Origin of the sequence: Burkholderia sp. 9777_1386, assembly GCF_015712265.1 — a bacterium.
Lineage (GTDB): Bacteria > Pseudomonadota > Gammaproteobacteria > Burkholderiales > Burkholderiaceae > Burkholderia > Burkholderia cenocepacia.
On sequence record NZ_JACCQB010000005.1, the window covers coordinates 145,100 to 162,083 of the forward strand.

A 16,984-nucleotide genomic window follows, 5' to 3' on the forward strand; every position below is an offset into this window, starting at 1 on the left:
ACATCGTTCAGAGAAGAAACGGCCGGTCGTTCGACCGGCCGTTTCAGGTTACTGCATCACTGCTTTACTGCATCACCGCATCACGGCCGGGTTCATGCGAGGTCGAAGCGGTCGAGGTTCATCACCTTGTTCCAGGCGGCGACGAAGTCGCGCACGAACTTCTCCTGCGCATCCGCGCTGCCGTACACCTCGGCCAGCGCGCGCAGTTGCGAGTGCGAGCCGAAGATCAGGTCGACGCGCGTGCCCGTCCACTTGACCGCGCCCGTCGCGCGATCGCGCCCTTCGAACACGTCGTTCGCGGCCGACACCGGCTTCCATTCCGTGCGCATGTCGAGCAGGTTCGCGAAGAAGTCGTTCGACAGCGTGCCCGGACGATCGGTGAACACGCCGTGCTTCGAGTCGCCGACGTTCGCGCCGAGCACGCGCAAGCCGCCGACCAGCACGGTCATCTCCGGCGCCGTCAACGTCAGCAGTTGCGCCTTGTCGACCAGCAGCGCCTCGGCCGGCGTCTTGTACGGGTGCTTCAGGTAGTTGCGGAACCCGTCGGCGAGCGGCTCGAGCACGGCCATCGCGTCGACGTCGGTTTCTTCCTGCGACGCATCCATCCGGCCCGGCGCGAACGGCACCGTGATCGCGACGCCCGCGTTCTTCGCCGCCTGCTCGACGCCGGCAGCACCGGCCAGCACGATCAGGTCGGCCAGCGACACCTTCTTGCCGCCCGTCTGCGCATCGTTGAACGCCTTCTGCACGCCTTCGAGCGCTTCGAGTACCGCCGCGAGCGCCGCCGGCTGGTTCACTTCCCAGTCCTTCTGCGGCGCGAGGCGGATGCGCGCGCCGTTCGCGCCACCGCGCTTGTCCGACCCGCGGAACGTCGCCGCGGACGCCCAGGCGGTCGACACGAGCTGCGACACCGACAGGCCCGTGGCCAGCACCTTCGCCTTCAGCGCGGCGACGTCGGCGTCGTCGATCAGCGGATGATCGACGGCCGGGATCGGGTCCTGCCACAGCAGGTGTTCCGCCGGCACTTCCGGGCCGAGGTAGCGCGAGCGCGGACCCATGTCACGGTGCGTCAGCTTGAACCACGCTCGTGCGAATGCGTCGGCGAATTCGGCCGGGTTCTCGTAGAAGCGACGCGAGATCTTTTCGTAGGCCGGGTCGAAACGCAGCGACAGGTCGGTCGTCAGCATCGTCGGGCGATGCTTCTTCGACGCGTCGTACGCATCGGGAATCACCTCGTCCGCATCCTTCGCGACCCACTGGTGCGCGCCGGCCGGGCTCTTCGTGAGCTCCCACTCGTAGCTGAACAGGTGCTTGAAGAAGTCGTTGCTCCACTTCGTCGGCGTCGAGGTCCACGTGACTTCGAGGCCGCTCGTGATCGTGTCCTTGCCCTTGCCGGTGCCGAACGTGCTCTTCCAGCCGAGACCCTGCTCCTCGAGGCCCGCGGCTTCCGGCTCGGGGCCGACGTTCGAGGCCGGGCCGGCGCCGTGCGTCTTGCCGAACGTGTGACCGCCCGCGATCAGCGCGACCGTTTCCTCGTCGTTCATCGCCATCCGCGCGAACGTCTCGCGGATGTCGTGCGCGGCGGCGACCGGGTCGGGGTTGCCGTCCGGACCTTCCGGGTTCACGTAGATCAGGCCCATCTGCACCGCGGCGAGCGGGCTTTCGAGCTCGCGCTTGCCCGTGTAGCGGCTGTTCGGGCCGCCGCTCAGTTCCAGCCAGATCTTTTCCGAGCCCCAGTAGACGTCGTCCGGTTCCCACGTGTCGACGCGGCCGCCGGCATAGCCGAACGTCTTGAAGCCCATCGATTCGAGCGCGACGTTGCCGGTCAGGATCAGCAGGTCGGCCCACGAGATGTTGCGGCCGTACTTCTGCTTGATCGGCCACAGCAGGCGGCGCGCCTTGTCGAGGCTCACGTTGTCCGGCCAGCTGTTGAGCGGCGCGAAGCGCTGCTGCCCGCCGCCCGCGCCGCCACGGCCGTCGGCCGTGCGGTACGTGCCCGCGCTATGCCACGCCATGCGCACGAACAGGCCGCCGTAGTGGCCGAAGTCGGCCGGCCACCAGTCCTGCGACGTCGTCATCAGCGCGTGCAGGTCGTGCTTCACCGCGGCGAGATCCAGCTTCTTGAACGCCTCGGCGTAGTCGAAATCCGGGTCCATCGGATCGGACAGCGCCGAATGCCGATGCAGGACGTTGAGGTTCAGCTGATTCGGCCACCAGTCCTTGTTCGTCGTGCCGCTGCCTGCGGTGTGGTTGAACGGGCACTTGGTTTCGTTCGACATGCTTTTTCTCCTTTACTTGCTCGTAGGCCCCCACGTGCCGGGCGCGGTTCGTGGAGCATTGCGGGGGGTAAGAAACGGAACAGGCGGCTTCTCCTGTCGTACTACGGGATGTCGTGCGCGGCCTTCGGCACGCGTTCCCGCTGCAACGCGCCGCAGGCGGGGCGCTCGGGGACGCGGCGGCCGGCAGTCGTCATGCCGGCGCGGCGGGTGGTTTTTCGTGTATCGGACATGCAATGCTCCCTCATGGCTTGACGGCGGGTGAATCGGGGGAACACAGAACCGGTGCGCGGCGGCACTCATCCGCCATACACACGGTCCGCCAGGTACGCGAACGCAATCGGACGCAGGCCGCGAACCGCCGCCCTGGCGCGATGTACGACCATGTCGCGCGACGGGATGTTCCGTTGCGCGTGCTGCAATACCGACCGCATCATGACATCCTCCTTTGACGTTTGCATTCAACGTGCATCCCGCACGTCGGCTACGACGCCGATCCATGTAGAGGATTCTATCTACATCTATCAATTATTTGAATTTGATAAATTTCATCTATGCGATAGGGAAAAATAAACGGGGCCGCAAGGCCCCGTTCATCATGCCGCCACACCCGCATGCGCGGGTGCGTCAATTCATCGTGGCCGGCATGTCGAGCTTCGCGACGCCGGGCAGCTCGCAGGCAGAGATGGCGTCGCTGATCGCGTCGATCGCGGGCATCCGCGTGAAGCTCTTGCGCCATACGAGCACCACACGCCGATCGGGCACCGGTTCGTTGAACGGCACGTACGACAGCAGTTCGGCATCGGGACCGTTCGCGCGCGGGCCGATCTCGGCGACCGACATTCGCGGTAGCACCGTGATGCCGACGCCGCTCGCGACCATGTGGCGAATGGTTTCGAGCGACGAGCCCTCGAAGGTCTTCTGGATGCCGTCGGCCGTCTGCGAGAAGCGCATCAGTTCCGGACACACGCCGAGCACGTGATCGCGGAAGCAGTGGCCGTTGCCGAGCAGCAGCATGGTTTCCTGCTTCAGGTCCTCGGCGTCGATCTCGTCGCGCTTCTCCCACGGGTGGCCCGCCGGCAGCGCGACGACGAACGGCTCGTCGTACAGCGGCCGCACCATCAGGCCGGTTTCGGGGAACGGCAGCGCCATGATCGCGGCGTCGATCTCGCCCTGCTTCAGCAGTTCGAGCAGCTTCAGCGTGTAGTTCTCCTGCAGCATCAGCGGCATCTGCGGGACACGCTGGATCATCTGCTTGACGAGCGTCGGCAGCAGGTACGGCCCGATCGTGTAGATCACGCCGAGGCGGAACGGGCCGACGAGCGGGTCCTTGCCCTGCTTCGCGATCTCCTTGATCGCGAAGGTCTGCTCCAGCACGCGCTGCGCCTGGGTGACGATCTGGTCGCCGATCGGCGTCACGCTCACTTCGCTCGCGCCGCGCTCGAAAATCTGCACGTTGAGCTCGTCTTCGAGCTTCTTGATCGCCACCGAGAGCGTCGGCTGGCTCACGAAGCACGCTTCGGCCGCGCGGCCGAAATGCCGCTCGCGCGCAACCGCGACGATGTATTTCAATTCAGTCAGCGTCATTGTGGGTCAATCAGAGATATACAGGCGATAGGTTTAATTTATACACCTGTTGGCACCGGTTCGCCAAGTTTCTCTGCATCGCGAGGCGTCGATTGGCGTCGATTGGCGTCGATCGGCGGCTTTCGATCCGGCCCCGAGCCGCTCGATCAGGCCTTCAGGTACTGTTCGCGCGCGCCGAGCCAGCGCGCGAGATGCTGCGTGACGACCTCCGGGTACGCGGCAATCAGCCGCGCCGCGGCCTCGCGGGCCGGGTCGATCAGCCAGCCGTCGGTCTCGAGGTTCGCGAAACGCAGCATCGCCGCGCCCGACTGGCGCGCGCCGAGGAATTCGCCCGGGCCGCGGATTTCGAGGTCGCGCCGCGCGATCTCGAAGCCGTCGGTCGTCTCGCGCATCGTCTTCAGCCGCTCGCGGCCGGTGAGCGACAGCGGCCCGCTGTACAGCAGCACGCACACCGACGCCGCGGTGCCGCGCCCGACCCGGCCGCGCAGCTGGTGCAACTGCGCGAGGCCGAAACGTTCCGCGTGCTCGATCACCATCAGCGACGCGTTCGGCACGTCGACGCCCACCTCGATCACCGTCGTCGCGACCAGCAGCTGCACTTCGTTGCGCGTGAACGCCTCCATCACGGCCGCCTTGTCGGCCGGCGACAGCCGGCCGTGCACGAGCCCGACCTTCAGCTCGGGCAGCGCCGCGGCCAGCGTCTCGTAGGTTTCGACGGCCGTCTGCAGCTGCAGCGTCTCGCTCTCCTCGATCAGCGGGCACACCCAGTACACCTGGCGCCCGGTGAGCGCGGCCTCGCGCACGCGGGCGATCACCTCGTCGCGCCGCGCGTCGCCGACGACGCGCGTCAGCACCGGCGTGCGGCCGGGCGGCAACTCGTCGATCGTCGACACTTCGAGATCCGCGTAGTACGTCATCGCGAGCGTGCGCGGAATCGGCGTGGCCGACATCATCAGCTGGTGCGGCTGAAAGTCGCGCGCGCCGTTGGCCGCGTTCGCGGCCTTCGCACGCAGCGCGAGACGCTGCTCGACGCCGAAGCGGTGCTGCTCGTCGACGATCACGAGGCCGAGCCGCGCGAATTCGACCGTGTCCTGGATGATCGCGTGCGTACCGATCACGAGCTGCGCGGTGCCGAGCGCGGCCGCCTCGATCGCCGCGCGCTTCTCCTTCGCCTTCAGGCTGCCCGCGAGCCACGCGACCGTGACGCCGAGCGGCTCGAGCCATGCGCGCAGCTTGCGCGCGTGCTGTTCCGCGAGGATTTCGGTGGGCGCCATCAGCGCGGCCTGGTAGCCGGCGTCGATCGCCTGCGTGGCGGCCAGCGCCGCGACGACCGTCTTGCCGCTGCCGACGTCGCCCTGCAGCAGCCGCTGCATCGGGTGCGCGAGCGTGAGGTCGTGCGCGATCTCGTCGACGACGCGCGCCTGCGCGCCCGTCAGCGTGAACGGCAGCGCCGCGTAAAGGCGCGTGGTCAGCGCGTCGGCATCGCGCGCGGTGCGGCGCGGCATCGCGGGCGCGGCGCGCGTGCGGCGCTCCTCGTGCGCACGCTTGAGCGACAGCTGCTGCGCGAGCAGTTCCTCGAACTTGATACGCGTCCACGCCGGATGCGAGCCGTCCATCAGCGCGGCTTCGTCGGAATCGACGCGCGGGTGGTGCAGGATGCGCACCGCCTGCTCGAGCGTCGGCACGTCGAGCGGCTTCAGGTAATCGCGCTGGATCTCCGGCGGCAGCAGTTCGGGCAGCGGCGTGCGCTCGACCGCGTTCTCGATCGCCTTGCGCAGATACGCCTGCGACACGCCGGCCGTGCTCGGGTAGACGGGCGTGAGCACCTGCGGCAGCGGCGCATCCGCTTCGACGACGCGCACGGCCGGATGCACCATCTCCATCCCGAAAAAGCCGCCGCGCACGTCGCCGCGCACGCGCAGCCGCTGGCCGACGGCCATCTGCTTGACCTGCGACCCGTAGAAATTCAGGAAGCGCAGCACGAGCTGCTCGCCGTCGTCGTCCCGGATCTTCACGACGAGCTGGCGGCGCGGCCGGTACGCGACCTCGTTGTCGAACACGACGCCTTCGGTCTGCGCGATGCCGCCCGGCAGCAATTCGCCGATTGGCGTGAGCGTGGTCTCGTCCTCGTAGCGCATCGGCAGATGCAGCACGAGATCGATCGAACGCGTAAGCCCGAGCTTCGCGAGCTTGTCGGCGGTTTTCACCGGCTTGTCGGCGGCCGGCTTCTTCTTGCGCTTCGCACCGGCCGCGCCTGCCTCGTCGCTCGCGGCGGCGCCGTCGGCGTCGGGCGCGGCGGCCGCGGGCTGCGCGAGCCGGCCGTCGGCGCCGCGCTTCGGGCCGGCGCGACGCGTACCGGCGCCCGATGCGGACGGCACGGGCGACGCGGCATCGTCCGCGTCGAACGGATCGGCGGAATCGGCAACGGCGGCGGGAGAACGGCGTGGTGACACAGGCATCGGATCGTCTGGGTGCTTCGCAAGGCAAGTACAATAGCGGCTTTCACGTCGTCCGAACGAACGACGCCGGCCAGGCCGCGCATCCCGTCATCATAGCGGCTCGCGCGCCCCGATTACGCGTTTCCGCCCTGCCGGCGACGCCCGCCGGCCGCTTCGAACCAGCCCGCATGTTCACGCTTTCCGATTTCGATTTCAATCTGCCGCCCGAGCTGATTGCACAAACCGCGCTGCCCGATCGCACCGCGAGCCGCCTGCTCGAGGTCGACCGCAGCGTCGAGCCCGCACGCCTCGTCGACCGCCATTTCGCCGAATTGCCGTCGTGCATCGCGCCCGGCGACCTGCTCGTGTTCAACGATACCAAGGTGCTGAAGGCGCGTTTCTTCGGCCAGAAGGCCAGCGGCGGCAAGATCGAGGTGCTGATCGAGCGCGTGACCGGCACGCACACGGCGCTCGCGCAGATCCGCGCGAGCAAGTCGCCGGGCGCCGGCACGACGCTGCGTCTGGCCGACGCGTTCGACGTGACGGTCGGCGAGCGCGTCGAGCCGTTCTTCACGCTGCACTTCCCCGCGCCGTGCCTCGACCTGATCGAACAGTACGGCCGCCTGCCGCTGCCGCCGTATATCGAGCACGATCCCGATGCGACCGACGAGACGCGCTACCAGACCGTCTATGCGAGCAACCCGGGCGCGGTCGCCGCGCCGACGGCCGGGCTCCATTTCGACCAGCCGCTGCTGGAGCAGCTCGATGCGCTGGGCGTCGAGCGCGCGACGCTCACGCTGCACGTCGGCGCCGGCACGTTCCAGCCGGTGCGCGTCGACAACATCGCCGAGCACAAGATGCACAGCGAGTGGTACGACCTGCCGCAGTCGCTCGTCGACAAGATCGCCGCGACCCGCGCGCGCGGCGGCAACGTGATCGCGGTCGGCACGACGTCGATGCGCGCGCTCGAAGCCGCGGCGCGCTCGGCCGACGAAGCCGGCCGCCCGCTCGCGGCGACGCAGGCCGAGACCGACATCTTCATCACGCCCGGCTACCGTTTCCGCGTGGTCGACCGGCTCGTGACGAACTTCCACCTGCCGAAATCGACGCTGCTGATGCTGGTGTCCGCGTTCGCGGGCGTCGAGACGATCCGCGCCGCGTACCGGCACGCGATCGAAGAACGCTACCGGTTCTTCAGCTACGGCGACGCGATGCTGCTCACGCGGCGCGACACGCCGGAGGCGCCGGGCGCGTAAGCTCCGCGGGCGGCTCGTCCGCCTGGTGCGTCACCCGTTTTTTCACCGCCGCCGGGCTTCCCGGCGGCGTTTCCAACATGCGCCGGACTGTTTTCCGGTAGCGAGGAGCACGACACGATGACCGAAGGTTCATCCCACGATACGCACGCCCCCGTGCAGGACCGCCCGGCCAACGGGCTCGAATTCGAACTGCTGACGACCGACGGCCACGCGCGCCGCGGCCGCGTGAAGCTCAACCACGGCACGGTCGAAACGCCGATCTTCATGCCGGTCGGCACGTACGGCACCGTGAAGGCGATCCAGCCGCGCGAGCTGCACGAGATCAAGGCCCAGATCATCCTCGGCAACACGTTCCACCTGTGGCTGCGCCCGGGCCTCGACACGATCGACGCGCACGGCGGCCTGCACGGCTTCATGGGCTGGAACAAGCCGATCCTGACCGACTCGGGCGGCTTCCAGGTGTTCTCGCTCGGCGACCTGCGCAAGATCACCGAGGACGGCGTCACGTTCGCGTCGCCGATCAACGGCGACAAGCTGTTCCTGTCGCCGGAAGTGTCGATGCAGATCCAGAAGGTGCTGAACTCCGACGTGGTGATGCAGTTCGACGAATGCACGCCGTACGCGACCAACGGCGTGCCGACGACGCACCAGGAAGCGGCCGACTCGATGCGCATGTCGCTGCGCTGGGCGAAGCGCTCGCTCGACGAGTTCAACCGGCTCGGCAACCCGAACGCGCTGTTCGGGATCGTCCAGGGCGGGATGTTCGAGGACCTGCGCGACGAATCGCTCGCGGGCCTCGCGGAACTCGGTTTCCACGGCCTCGCGATCGGCGGGCTGTCGGTCGGCGAGCCGAAGGAAGACATGATGCGCGTGCTGCGCCACGTGGGCCCGAAGCTGCCGGCCAACAAGCCGCACTACCTGATGGGCGTCGGCACGCCGGAGGACCTGGTCGAAGGCGTCGCGAACGGCGTCGACATGTTCGACTGCGTGATGCCGACCCGCAACGCGCGCAACGGCTGGCTGTTCACGCGCTTCGGCGACGTGAAGATCCGCAACGCGACGCACAAGAACTCGCTGAAGCCGCTCGATTCGACCTGCACCTGCTACACGTGCCAGAACTTCTCGCGCGGCTACCTGCATCACCTGCACCGGGTCGGCGAAATCCTCGGCGCGCAGCTGAACACGATCCACAACCTGCACTACTACCTGCAGCTGATGAGCGAGATCCGCGAGGCAATCGAGACGCACACGTTCGACGCATTCCGGCAACGCTTCGCGGAGGATCGCGCGAGAGGGGTCGACTGACGGGCCGGCGGCCCGCATCGCGGCCAGTCACATAGGACGTGTACTAATTGGCCTGATCAAATCACCGGTCGCGACCGCCAAACATTACAATTACCTTTCCAAACAAGTCGCAACGGTGTCGGTTCGCGCTTTAACAGCTTGATCCGAAAGCGCATTTGCCGATCCGTCTGCGCATGGGGCCGGTGGTAGAATAACCGGCTTATTTTTCGATCTTCCCCTACGGAGAGACCAACGTGCCGTTCATTTCCAATGCCTTCGCGCAAGGTGCCGGTGGCGCCGAATCGAGCCTGATGAGCTTCCTGCCGCTCATCCTGATGTTCGCGGTGCTGTACTTCATCATGATCCGTCCGCAGATGAAGCGTCAGAAGGAACACCGCAACATGCTCGCGGCCATGGCGAAGGGCGACGAAGTCGTCACGAGCGGCGGCCTCGTCGGCAAGGTGACGAAGGTCACCGAAGGCTACATCGGCGTCGAAATCGCCGAAGGCACCGAAATCACCGTGCAGAAGGCTGCCGTCACGACCATTCTGCCGAAGGGCACGATCAAGTCGCTGTAAGGCTTTCACCGAGCGTCCGGCTTCCCGCGCCGTGCCCGCCTGAGAGAGCGGGCCGCCGCGGCGCCGGACGCGACGCTTTCACGCCAACCACCCGTTCGGCCCCCTCATGAATCGTTATCCACTCTGGAAATATGTCGTGATGGTCGTGGCGCTCGCCATCGGCCTTCTGTACACATTGCCCAACTTCTTCGGCGAAGCGCCGGCGGTGCAGGTGTCGAGCGGCAAGGCCACGGTCAAGCTCGACTCGACCACGCTGACCCAGGTCGAATCGGCGCTCGCATCCGCGCAGATCAAGCCGGACGACGTCACCTTCGAGAACACGGCGACCAACGCGAACATCCGCGTGCGCCTGAAGGACACCGATACGCAGCTGCGCGTCAAGGACCTGCTGCAGAAGTCGCTGAACGCCGACCCGAACGATCCGCAGTACGTCGTCGCACTGAACCTGCAGAGCGCGTCGCCGCGCTGGCTGACCGCCCTGCACGCGCTGCCGATGTATCTCGGCCTCGACCTGCGCGGCGGTGTGCACTTCCTGCTCCAGGTCGACATGACGGGCGCGCTCACGAAGAAGCTCGACTCCGACGCCTCCGACGCGCGCTCGCTGCTGCGCGACAAGAACATCCGCGACGGCGGCGTGAGCCGCGTCGAGCAGTCCGTGGTCGTCAACTTCAGCGATGCGCAGACGGCGGAAGACGCCCGCAAGGTGCTCGCCGCGTCGATCACCGAGCTGCAATGGGCGACCCAGCCCGGCGGCGGCGGCACGCAGGTGGTCGGCACGTTTACGCCGGCCGTGCAGAAGGCCGTCGAGGACGCCGCGCTCAAGCAGAACCTGACGACGCTCCACAACCGCGTGAACGAACTCGGCGTGTCCGAGCCGATCCTGCAGCAGCAAGGCAGCGACCGCATCGTCGTCGAACTGCCGGGCGTGCAGGACACCGCGAAGGCGAAGGACATCATCGGCCGCACCGCGACGCTCGAGGCGCGCCTCGCCGACCCGATCAACACGCACCCGAACCCGAACGACCCCGTGCCGCCGGGCGAGGAGCTGTTCACGCAGGGCATCCAGGCGCCCGTGCTGCTGAAGAAGGACGTGATCTTCACCGGCGACCGCATCATCGACGCATCGGCCGGTTTCGACGAACACCAGCGTCCGTCGGTCAACATCCGCCTCGATTCGGCGGGCGGCCGCGCGGTGCGCACGGTGTCGCGCGACAACATCGGCAAGCCGATGGCGATGGTGCTGTTCGAGAAGGGCAAGGGCGAAGTGCTGACGGTCGCGACGATCCAGTCCGAACTCGGCGACCGCTTCCAGATCACGGGCCAGCCGACGCCGCAGGCCGCGGCCGACCTCGCGCTGCTGCTGCGCGCCGGTTCGCTCGCCGCACCGATGGACATCATCGAGGAACGCACGATCGGCCCGAGCCTCGGCGCCGACAACATCAAGATGGGCGTGCACTCGGTGATCTGGGGCTTCTGTGCGATCGCCGTGTTCATGATCGCGTACTACATGCTGTTCGGCGTGGTGTCGGTGATCGGCCTGTCGGTGAACCTGCTGCTGCTCGTCGCCGTGCTGTCGCTGATGCAGGCGACGCTGACGCTGCCGGGTATCGCGGCCATCGCGCTCGCGCTCGGTATGGCGATCGACTCGAACGTGCTGATCAACGAGCGCGTGCGTGAAGAACTGCGCGCCGGCCAGCCGCCGCAGCTCGCGATCCAGGCCGGCTACGCACACGCGTGGGCGACGATTCTCGACTCGAACGTCACGACGCTGATCGCCGGCCTCGCGCTGCTCGCGTTCGGCTCGGGCCCGGTTCGCGCGTTCGCGATCGTGCACTGCCTCGGTATCCTGACGTCGATGTTCTCCGCGGTGTTCTTCTCGCGCGGGATCGTCAACCTCTGGTACGGCGGCCGCAAGAAGCTGAAGTCGCTCGCGATCGGCCAGGTGTGGAAGCCGGAAGGCGCCGCTGCCGCCGCGTCGTTCACCGACGCGGACGAATCGACCGACACCGCGCGCGCCGCGAAGCTCGCCGCCCCGGCGAAGGGCAACGCGCCGCGCGCCGGCAAGCCGCAGCTGCGCAACCGCGCGCAGCAAGGCGTGTCGCCGAAGAAACCGGGCTCGACCCAATAAGGCCCCGGAGACGAAGCCATGGAATTTTTCCGCATCCGTAAAGATATTCCGTTCATGCGGCACGCGCTGGTGTTCAACGTGATCTCGCTGGTCACGTTCCTCGCCGCCGTGTTCTTCCTGTTCCACCGCGGGCTGCACCTGTCCGTCGAATTCACCGGCGGCACGGTGATCGAGGTGCAGTACCAGCAGGCCGCGGAGCTCGAACCCGTGCGCGCGACGCTCGGCAAGCTCGGCTATGCCGACGCGCAGGTGCAGAACTTCGGCACGTCGCGTAACGTGCTGATCCGCCTGCAGCTGAAGGAAGGCCTCACGTCCGCGCAGCAGAGCGACCAGGTGATGGGCGCGCTGAAGGCGCAGAGCCCGGACGTCACGCTGCAGCGCGTCGAGTTCGTCGGCCCGCAGGTCGGCCGCGAGCTCGCGACCGACGGTCTGCTCGCGCTCGCGTGCGTCGTGATCGGCATCGTGATCTACCTGTCGTTCCGCTTCGAATGGAAGTACGCGGTGGCGGGCATCATCGCCAACCTGCACGACGTCGTGATCATTCTCGGCTTCTTCGCGTTCTTCCAGTGGGAGTTCTCGCTGGCGGTGCTCGCGGCGATCCTCGCGGTGCTCGGCTACTCGGTCAACGAGTCGGTCGTCATCTTCGACCGGATCCGCGAAACGTTCCGCCGCGAACGCAAGATGAGCGTGCAGGAAGTGATCAACCACGCGATCACGACCACGATGTCGCGCACGATCATCACGCACACGTCGACGGAAATGATGGTGCTGTCGATGTTCTTCTTCGGCGGCCCGACGCTGCACTACTTCGCGCTCGCGCTGACGGTCGGCATCATGTTCGGCATCTACTCGTCGGTGTTCGTCGCGGGCTCGCTCGCGATGTGGCTCGGCATCAAGCGCGAAGACCTGATCAAGGAAAAGAAGACCGCGCACGATCCGGACGATCCGAACGCCGGCGCGCAGGTTTGAGCGCGACGCCGTTTCGGCATCGAAGCAAAGCCGGCCCTCTGGGCCGGCTTTTTTTATGCGCGGGCCGCCACGATGCGGCATGCCAACGGGCCGACCTGCATCGTCACGGGTGTCAGCTACAATCGTCACCGCCCTGCCCCGCCGCCTGCCGGCCGCGCGCGTGGACCGGGCAAGCTCCCCTCTTCACCCGTCCGAACGTGCGGTCCCGATGATGCCTCCCATGCGTGTCGTTCGTCGCCTCGCCGTCTGCGCAGCCGTCGCGGCCGCGTTCCCGTATGCGCCGCTCGTCGGTGCGCAACCGGCATCCGCGCCGGCCGCCGCAGCGCTGCCAGCCGTTTCACCCGCCGCCGCTTCGGTGCCCGCCGCCCCAGCGCCATCGCCCTGCCCGCCCGACTGGGAGCCGCAGATCTGCGAACTGAAGGCGGCCGTCGATGTGCTGAAGCAACAGCACCTGACCGACGTCGACATCGGCGCGCTGCTCGACGCCGCGACCCACGACGGGATCAAGACGCTGCCGTACGCGCGCTTCTTCAACGCGAAGGAAGAGCAGGAACGGCGCGACGACGAGCGGCGCGCCCGCGACGGCACGCCGGGCATCGGGATCGTGTTCGAGACGCGGCCCGACGGGCTGCACATCATCGACGTGGTTCCCGATGCGCCGGCGGAAAAGGCCGGCGTGCGGCCCGACGATCTCGTCGTCGCGATGAACGACCGGAGCGTCGTCGGCATCGACGGCGGCGAACTGATGAAACTCGCGAAGGGCGACGCGGGCGTGCCGCTGAAGCTCACGGTGCAGCGCGGCCCGAAGCATGCGGTGCTGACCTTCGCGCCGGTGCGGGCGATCGTCAAGCCGCGCCCGGCAACCGTGAAGCGGCTCGACGGCGACATCCTGTACACGCGGCTGTCGAGTTTTCCGGAGCCGGCGGTCGGCGACTATATCGATGCGGTGCAGGCCGCGCGTCGCGCGGGGCCGCCGGTCAAGCAGATGATCCTCGACCTGCGCATCAATGGCGGCGGCGCGCTCAATGCGGCGATCGGCATCACCGCGCTGTTCGCGGGACGCGACCGCACCGCGATGGTGACGGTCGAGCGCGGCGACACGCATCGCCGCCGCTACACGACCAACTGGCCCGACTACGAACTGCCCGTCATGCACGGCCAGGATCCGCTCGCGCCGCTGCAGGCCGACGACTGGTGGCGCACCGTGCCGCTCGTCGTGCTCGTCGACGGGCAAAGCGCGTCGGCTGCAGAAGCGACCGCGGCGGCGCTGAAGGATCTCGGCCGCGCCAAATTGCTCGGCATGCCGACCTACGGGAAAGGGCTCGCGCAGACGGGCGTCGACCTGATCGACGGCACGCGCCTGAATTTCACGTTCGCGCGCAATCTGCGGCCGAACGGCTGCCCGATGGACGGCTACGGCGTCGTGCCGGACTGGCTCGTGCCGCCGCGCCGCGATGCGGACGTCGACGGCGTGCTGCTGTGGTACCGGGAAGTCGATCTCGCCCGCGCCCCGTATGCGGACCGGCAGGCGCCCGACCCGTTCGCGCAGGTGCGCAAGGCCCGCCAGAAGCTGCGCGACGAGCGCGTGCGCGCGAAGGCCGATACGGCGCGGAGCGCGGCGCTGCCGCAGCGCGCATTCGGCACGGCGGCCGACTGGCAGCTCCGGCAGGCGCTCGATGCCCTCGCCGGCCGCCCGGTGCAGACCATCGCCGCGCCCGCGCAACTGATGCCGGCGCAGCCGGTCTGCGAGCGCGGCGGCAACTGAGCCGCCGCCCGCCCCGTTTCAGCGGAATCCGAACCGCCGCCGCAGCACGACCAGCGCCGCGAGGCTCAACACGGCCGCGAACATCAGGTAGAAGCTCGGCGCGGTCTTCATCCCGGTCTCGCGGATCAGCCACGCGATGATGAACGGCCCGAAGCCGCCGAAGATCGTCACCGCGACGTTGTACGCGAGCGACATCCCGGTCGTGCGCGTCTGCACCGGAAACACCTCGGACAACAGCCCCGGCAGCGCCGCGAAGTAGCCGGTCATCAGGAACGCGAGCAGCACCTGCAGCGCGATCAGCGTGCCGAAGCCCGGATGCGCGACAAGATACGCGAACGCCGGATAGATCAGCACGAGGATGCCGACGGCCGGCGCGACCATCACGCGCACGCGGCCGTAGCGATCCGACCAGTGGCCGACGAGCGGCGCGAACGCCATCTGGATCACGCCGACCACGAGGATCGCGGCGAATGCGGCGGACGGCGCGAGGCCGAGCTGCTTCACGCCGTAGGTCGGCATGAACAGCACGAGGTAGGTGGCGACGGTGCCGAGCACGACCACGCCCATGGCCGCGACGAGGCGCGCCTTGTGCGACGCGAACGTATCGCGCAGCGGGTTGGCGGTGCCTTCGGCCGCGAGGAATTCGGGCGTCTCGTCGACCTTGGTGCGGATGTAGTACGCGACCGGCCCGAGCAGCAGCCCGAAGAAGAACGGCACGCGCCAGCCCCACGACGCCATCTGCGCGGCCGACAGCTGCGCGTTCAACACGGTGCCGAAGCCCGCGGCGAGCAGCGTCGTGAGCCCCTGGCTCGCGACCTGCCAGCTGGCGAAGAAGCCGCGCCGGCCGGGCACGTGCTCGGCGAGGAACGCGGTCGCGCTGCCGAACTCGCCGCCGGCCGAGAAGCCCTGCATCAGCCGCGCGGCGACGAGGATCACCGGCGCGGCGACACCGATCGTCTCGTAGGTCGGCAGCACCGCGATGATCAGCGTGCCGGCCATCATCAGCAGGATCGACAGCGTCAGCGCGGCCTTGCGACCGGCGCGGTCCGCATACGCGCCAAGCACGATCGCGCCGAGCGGCCGCATGAAGAACGACACGCCGAACGTGCCGAGCGTGAGCAGCAGCGACACGGTGTCGTTGCCGGCCGGGAAGAACAGCTTCGAGATCGTCACCGCGAAAAAGCCGTAGACGACGAGATCGAACCACTCGAGCGCGTTGCCGATCGACGCGGCGACCACCGCGCGCCAGACGCGCGGCGACGAGGCAATGGAGCTGGACTGCGTGACGGCATGCATCGGCGATCTCCTTGTCGTTGTACGTTCTGTTCGAGGCGGCCGCCGTCGCGCCGTCGGCCTGCCCGAGCGCCGCATGGCCACATGCGGCGCTCGGGCGATTATAGGCGCGCAAAAAAACCGCCGCGCCCCGGTAACGGGAACGCGGCGGTTGATCCGCGGCGGCCGGCACGATGGCCGGCCGTGCCGGGAAGCCTTACTGCTGCTTGACCGCTTCGGCCGTGATCAGCAGCTTCGTCTTCATCTTGAAGCCGTACTGCTTGCCGTAGTCGAGGCCGAAATCGTCGCGGCTGAATTCGCCGACCGCGTCGACGCCGCACACTTCACGCTTGAGCATCGGGTGCGGCATGCACTTGAACGAATCGATCTTCAGCGTGAGCGGCTTCGTGACGCCATGCAGCGTCAGGTTGCCGACCACCGACACCGGCTTGTCGCCGTCGAACTTGATCGTGCCCTTGTAGTTCGCCTGCGGGAACTTCGCCGCATCGAAGAACTCGGCCGTCTGCAGGTGCTCGTCGAGCTTCGCGCTGCCCGTGTGGATCGACGCGATGTCGGTCGTCACGTCGACCGTGCCGGTCTTCGCCGCACGGTCGAGCGTCACGGTGCCGCTCGACTTGTCGAACTTGCCGCGCCAGACCGACAGGCCGCCGAAGTGGTCGGCCTCGAAGCTCGGGTACGTGTGGCTCGGGTCGAACTGGTAGGTGGCGCTTTCGGCGAAGGCCGAGAACGACAGCGAAGCGGCCAGCGCGCCGGCGGCGATGATCAGATGCTTTTTCAAACCTTTTCTCCTGGAAACGGCGCCGCGCCCTCGCGCGGCATTCAGTTGAGGCAACAACCCGCCGCCTACTTCGTGGCGACGAGATGGAACTTGATCTGCACTTCGTCCGCGACGATCGACGTGTCCTTCCACTCGCCGGTGCCGACGTTGAAGGCCGAACGCTTGATCGGCAGCACGCCGTCGAACGTCTGCGTCGCGCCGTTTTGCGCGACCGTGACGGGCACCGTGACGGTCTCGGCCTTGCCCTTGATCGTCAGCTTGCCGGTCACGTTGTACTTGTTGCCGCCGGCCGGCGCGATCGCCGACGACACGAAGGTCGCCTGCGGATAGGTCTTCGCGTCGAACCAGTCCTTGCCGGCGACCTGGTCGTTGTACATCTTGTCGCCGAGGTCGAAGCTCGCGACGTCGATCGTCATCTGCGCGCTGCCCTGCGCGGCTTTCGCCGGGTCGAACTTCACCTGCGCGGAGAACTTCTTGAACGCGCCTTCGGTCGGCACGTTCATCTGCTTCGACACGGCGGACACCTTGCTCTTCGCGAGATCGACGTCGGCATGCGCCGCGCCCGACGCGACAAGCGCCGCCGCGGCGAACGCGGTCAGCATGGAGCGGGAGAAAGACACTTTCATGGGATC

At 67.7% G+C, this 16,984-nt stretch carries 13 protein-coding genes; 6 read left to right on the forward strand and 7 right to left on the reverse strand.

Translation table 11 applies throughout. The annotated features are described in order from the left end of the window. Positions 1-92 precede the first annotated feature (92 nt). The 4 genes from katG to recG all read right to left on the reverse strand — a co-directional run bounded on the left by katG (position 93) and on the right by recG (position 6,322). Positions 93-2,279 carry a catalase/peroxidase HPI gene (gene katG / locus H0X91_RS06655; RefSeq protein ID WP_196432919.1) on the reverse strand — a complete coding sequence of 729 codons (2,187 nt, stop codon included), beginning with the start codon at positions 2,277-2,279 and terminating at the stop codon, positions 93-95. A gap of 101 nt (positions 2,280-2,380) precedes the next feature. Continuing rightward, complete coding sequence (locus H0X91_RS35230) at positions 2,381-2,509, reverse strand: hypothetical protein (RefSeq protein ID WP_006483667.1); 129 nt, start codon at positions 2,507-2,509, stop codon at positions 2,381-2,383. Positions 2,510-2,903: 394 nt separating this feature from the next. Then, positions 2,904-3,863 carry a LysR substrate-binding domain-containing protein gene (locus H0X91_RS06660; protein WP_006483664.1) on the reverse strand — a complete coding sequence of 320 codons (960 nt, stop codon included), beginning with the start codon at positions 3,861-3,863 and terminating at the stop codon, positions 2,904-2,906. Between the two features lie 146 nt (positions 3,864-4,009). Further along, positions 4,010-6,322, reverse strand: coding sequence for an ATP-dependent DNA helicase RecG (gene recG, locus H0X91_RS06665; protein WP_034178660.1), 2,313 nt, complete (start codon positions 6,320-6,322; stop codon positions 4,010-4,012). Positions 6,323-6,489: 167 nt separating this feature from the next. Between recG and queA the strand changes: the two genes are divergently transcribed. The 6 genes from queA (at position 6,490) to H0X91_RS06695 (ending at position 14,281) form a co-directional block, all read left to right on the forward strand. Further along, the gene (gene queA / locus H0X91_RS06670; protein ID WP_006482460.1) at positions 6,490-7,557 is read left to right on the forward strand and encodes a tRNA preQ1(34) S-adenosylmethionine ribosyltransferase-isomerase QueA; all 1,068 of its coding nucleotides are present in this window, start codon (positions 6,490-6,492) and stop codon (positions 7,555-7,557) included. 117 nt (positions 7,558-7,674) lie between these two features. Continuing rightward, entirely contained in the window at positions 7,675-8,862 is a 1,188-nt protein-coding gene (gene tgt / locus H0X91_RS06675; protein ID WP_006497510.1) for a tRNA guanosine(34) transglycosylase Tgt, read from the forward strand. A 233-nt stretch (positions 8,863-9,095) separates the two neighbouring features. Then, positions 9,096-9,419: a preprotein translocase subunit YajC gene (gene yajC / locus H0X91_RS06680; RefSeq protein ID WP_006476868.1), complete on the forward strand. Its 324-nt coding sequence runs from the start codon at positions 9,096-9,098 to the stop codon at positions 9,417-9,419. Positions 9,420-9,525: 106 nt separating this feature from the next. Continuing rightward, positions 9,526-11,547, forward strand: a complete 2,022-nt coding sequence (secD, locus tag H0X91_RS06685; RefSeq protein ID WP_006482461.1) for a protein translocase subunit SecD — start codon at positions 9,526-9,528, stop codon at positions 11,545-11,547. Between the two features lie 18 nt (positions 11,548-11,565). After that, the gene (gene secF / locus H0X91_RS06690) at positions 11,566-12,516 is read left to right on the forward strand and encodes a protein translocase subunit SecF (RefSeq protein WP_006482457.1); all 951 of its coding nucleotides are present in this window, start codon (positions 11,566-11,568) and stop codon (positions 12,514-12,516) included. A 220-nt stretch (positions 12,517-12,736) separates the two neighbouring features. Continuing rightward, positions 12,737-14,281, forward strand: a complete 1,545-nt coding sequence (locus tag H0X91_RS06695; protein ID WP_230877899.1) for a S41 family peptidase — start codon at positions 12,737-12,739, stop codon at positions 14,279-14,281. A gap of 18 nt (positions 14,282-14,299) precedes the next feature. On the opposite strand, the gene H0X91_RS06700 is transcribed toward H0X91_RS06695, so the two are convergent. The 3 genes from H0X91_RS06700 to H0X91_RS06710 all read right to left on the reverse strand — a co-directional run bounded on the left by H0X91_RS06700 (position 14,300) and on the right by H0X91_RS06710 (position 16,978). After that, complete coding sequence (locus H0X91_RS06700) at positions 14,300-15,577, reverse strand: MFS transporter (RefSeq protein ID WP_048987108.1); 1,278 nt, start codon at positions 15,575-15,577, stop codon at positions 14,300-14,302. A gap of 193 nt (positions 15,578-15,770) precedes the next feature. Beyond that, positions 15,771-16,352 carry a YceI family protein gene (locus H0X91_RS06705; RefSeq protein WP_006476873.1) on the reverse strand — a complete coding sequence of 194 codons (582 nt, stop codon included), beginning with the start codon at positions 16,350-16,352 and terminating at the stop codon, positions 15,771-15,773. Positions 16,353-16,417: 65 nt separating this feature from the next. Beyond that, positions 16,418-16,978 carry a YceI family protein gene (locus tag H0X91_RS06710; protein WP_006482463.1) on the reverse strand — a complete coding sequence of 187 codons (561 nt, stop codon included), beginning with the start codon at positions 16,976-16,978 and terminating at the stop codon, positions 16,418-16,420. Positions 16,979-16,984 lie beyond the last annotated feature (6 nt).

Bases quoted from the DNA above. Each gene is read 5' to 3' on its own strand.
- katG (WP_196432919.1), bottom strand. From the start codon at position 2,279: ATGTCGAACGAAACCAAGTGCCCGTTCAACCACACCGCAGGCAGCGGC.
- H0X91_RS06710 (WP_006482463.1), bottom strand. From the start codon at position 16,978: ATGAAAGTGTCTTTCTCCCGCTCCATGCTGACCGCGTTCGCCGCGGCG.
- H0X91_RS06695 (WP_230877899.1), top strand. From the start codon at position 12,737: ATGCGTGTCGTTCGTCGCCTCGCCGTCTGCGCAGCCGTCGCGGCCGCG.
- secD (WP_006482461.1), top strand. From the start codon at position 9,526: ATGAATCGTTATCCACTCTGGAAATATGTCGTGATGGTCGTGGCGCTC.
- queA (WP_006482460.1), top strand. From the start codon at position 6,490: ATGTTCACGCTTTCCGATTTCGATTTCAATCTGCCGCCCGAGCTGATT.
- tgt (WP_006497510.1), top strand. From the start codon at position 7,675: ATGACCGAAGGTTCATCCCACGATACGCACGCCCCCGTGCAGGACCGC.
- secF (WP_006482457.1), top strand. From the start codon at position 11,566: ATGGAATTTTTCCGCATCCGTAAAGATATTCCGTTCATGCGGCACGCG.
- H0X91_RS35230 (WP_006483667.1), bottom strand. From the start codon at position 2,509: ATGTCCGATACACGAAAAACCACCCGCCGCGCCGGCATGACGACTGCC.
- H0X91_RS06700 (WP_048987108.1), bottom strand. From the start codon at position 15,577: ATGCATGCCGTCACGCAGTCCAGCTCCATTGCCTCGTCGCCGCGCGTC.
- recG (WP_034178660.1), bottom strand. From the start codon at position 6,322: ATGCCTGTGTCACCACGCCGTTCTCCCGCCGCCGTTGCCGATTCCGCC.
- H0X91_RS06660 (WP_006483664.1), bottom strand. From the start codon at position 3,863: ATGACGCTGACTGAATTGAAATACATCGTCGCGGTTGCGCGCGAGCGG.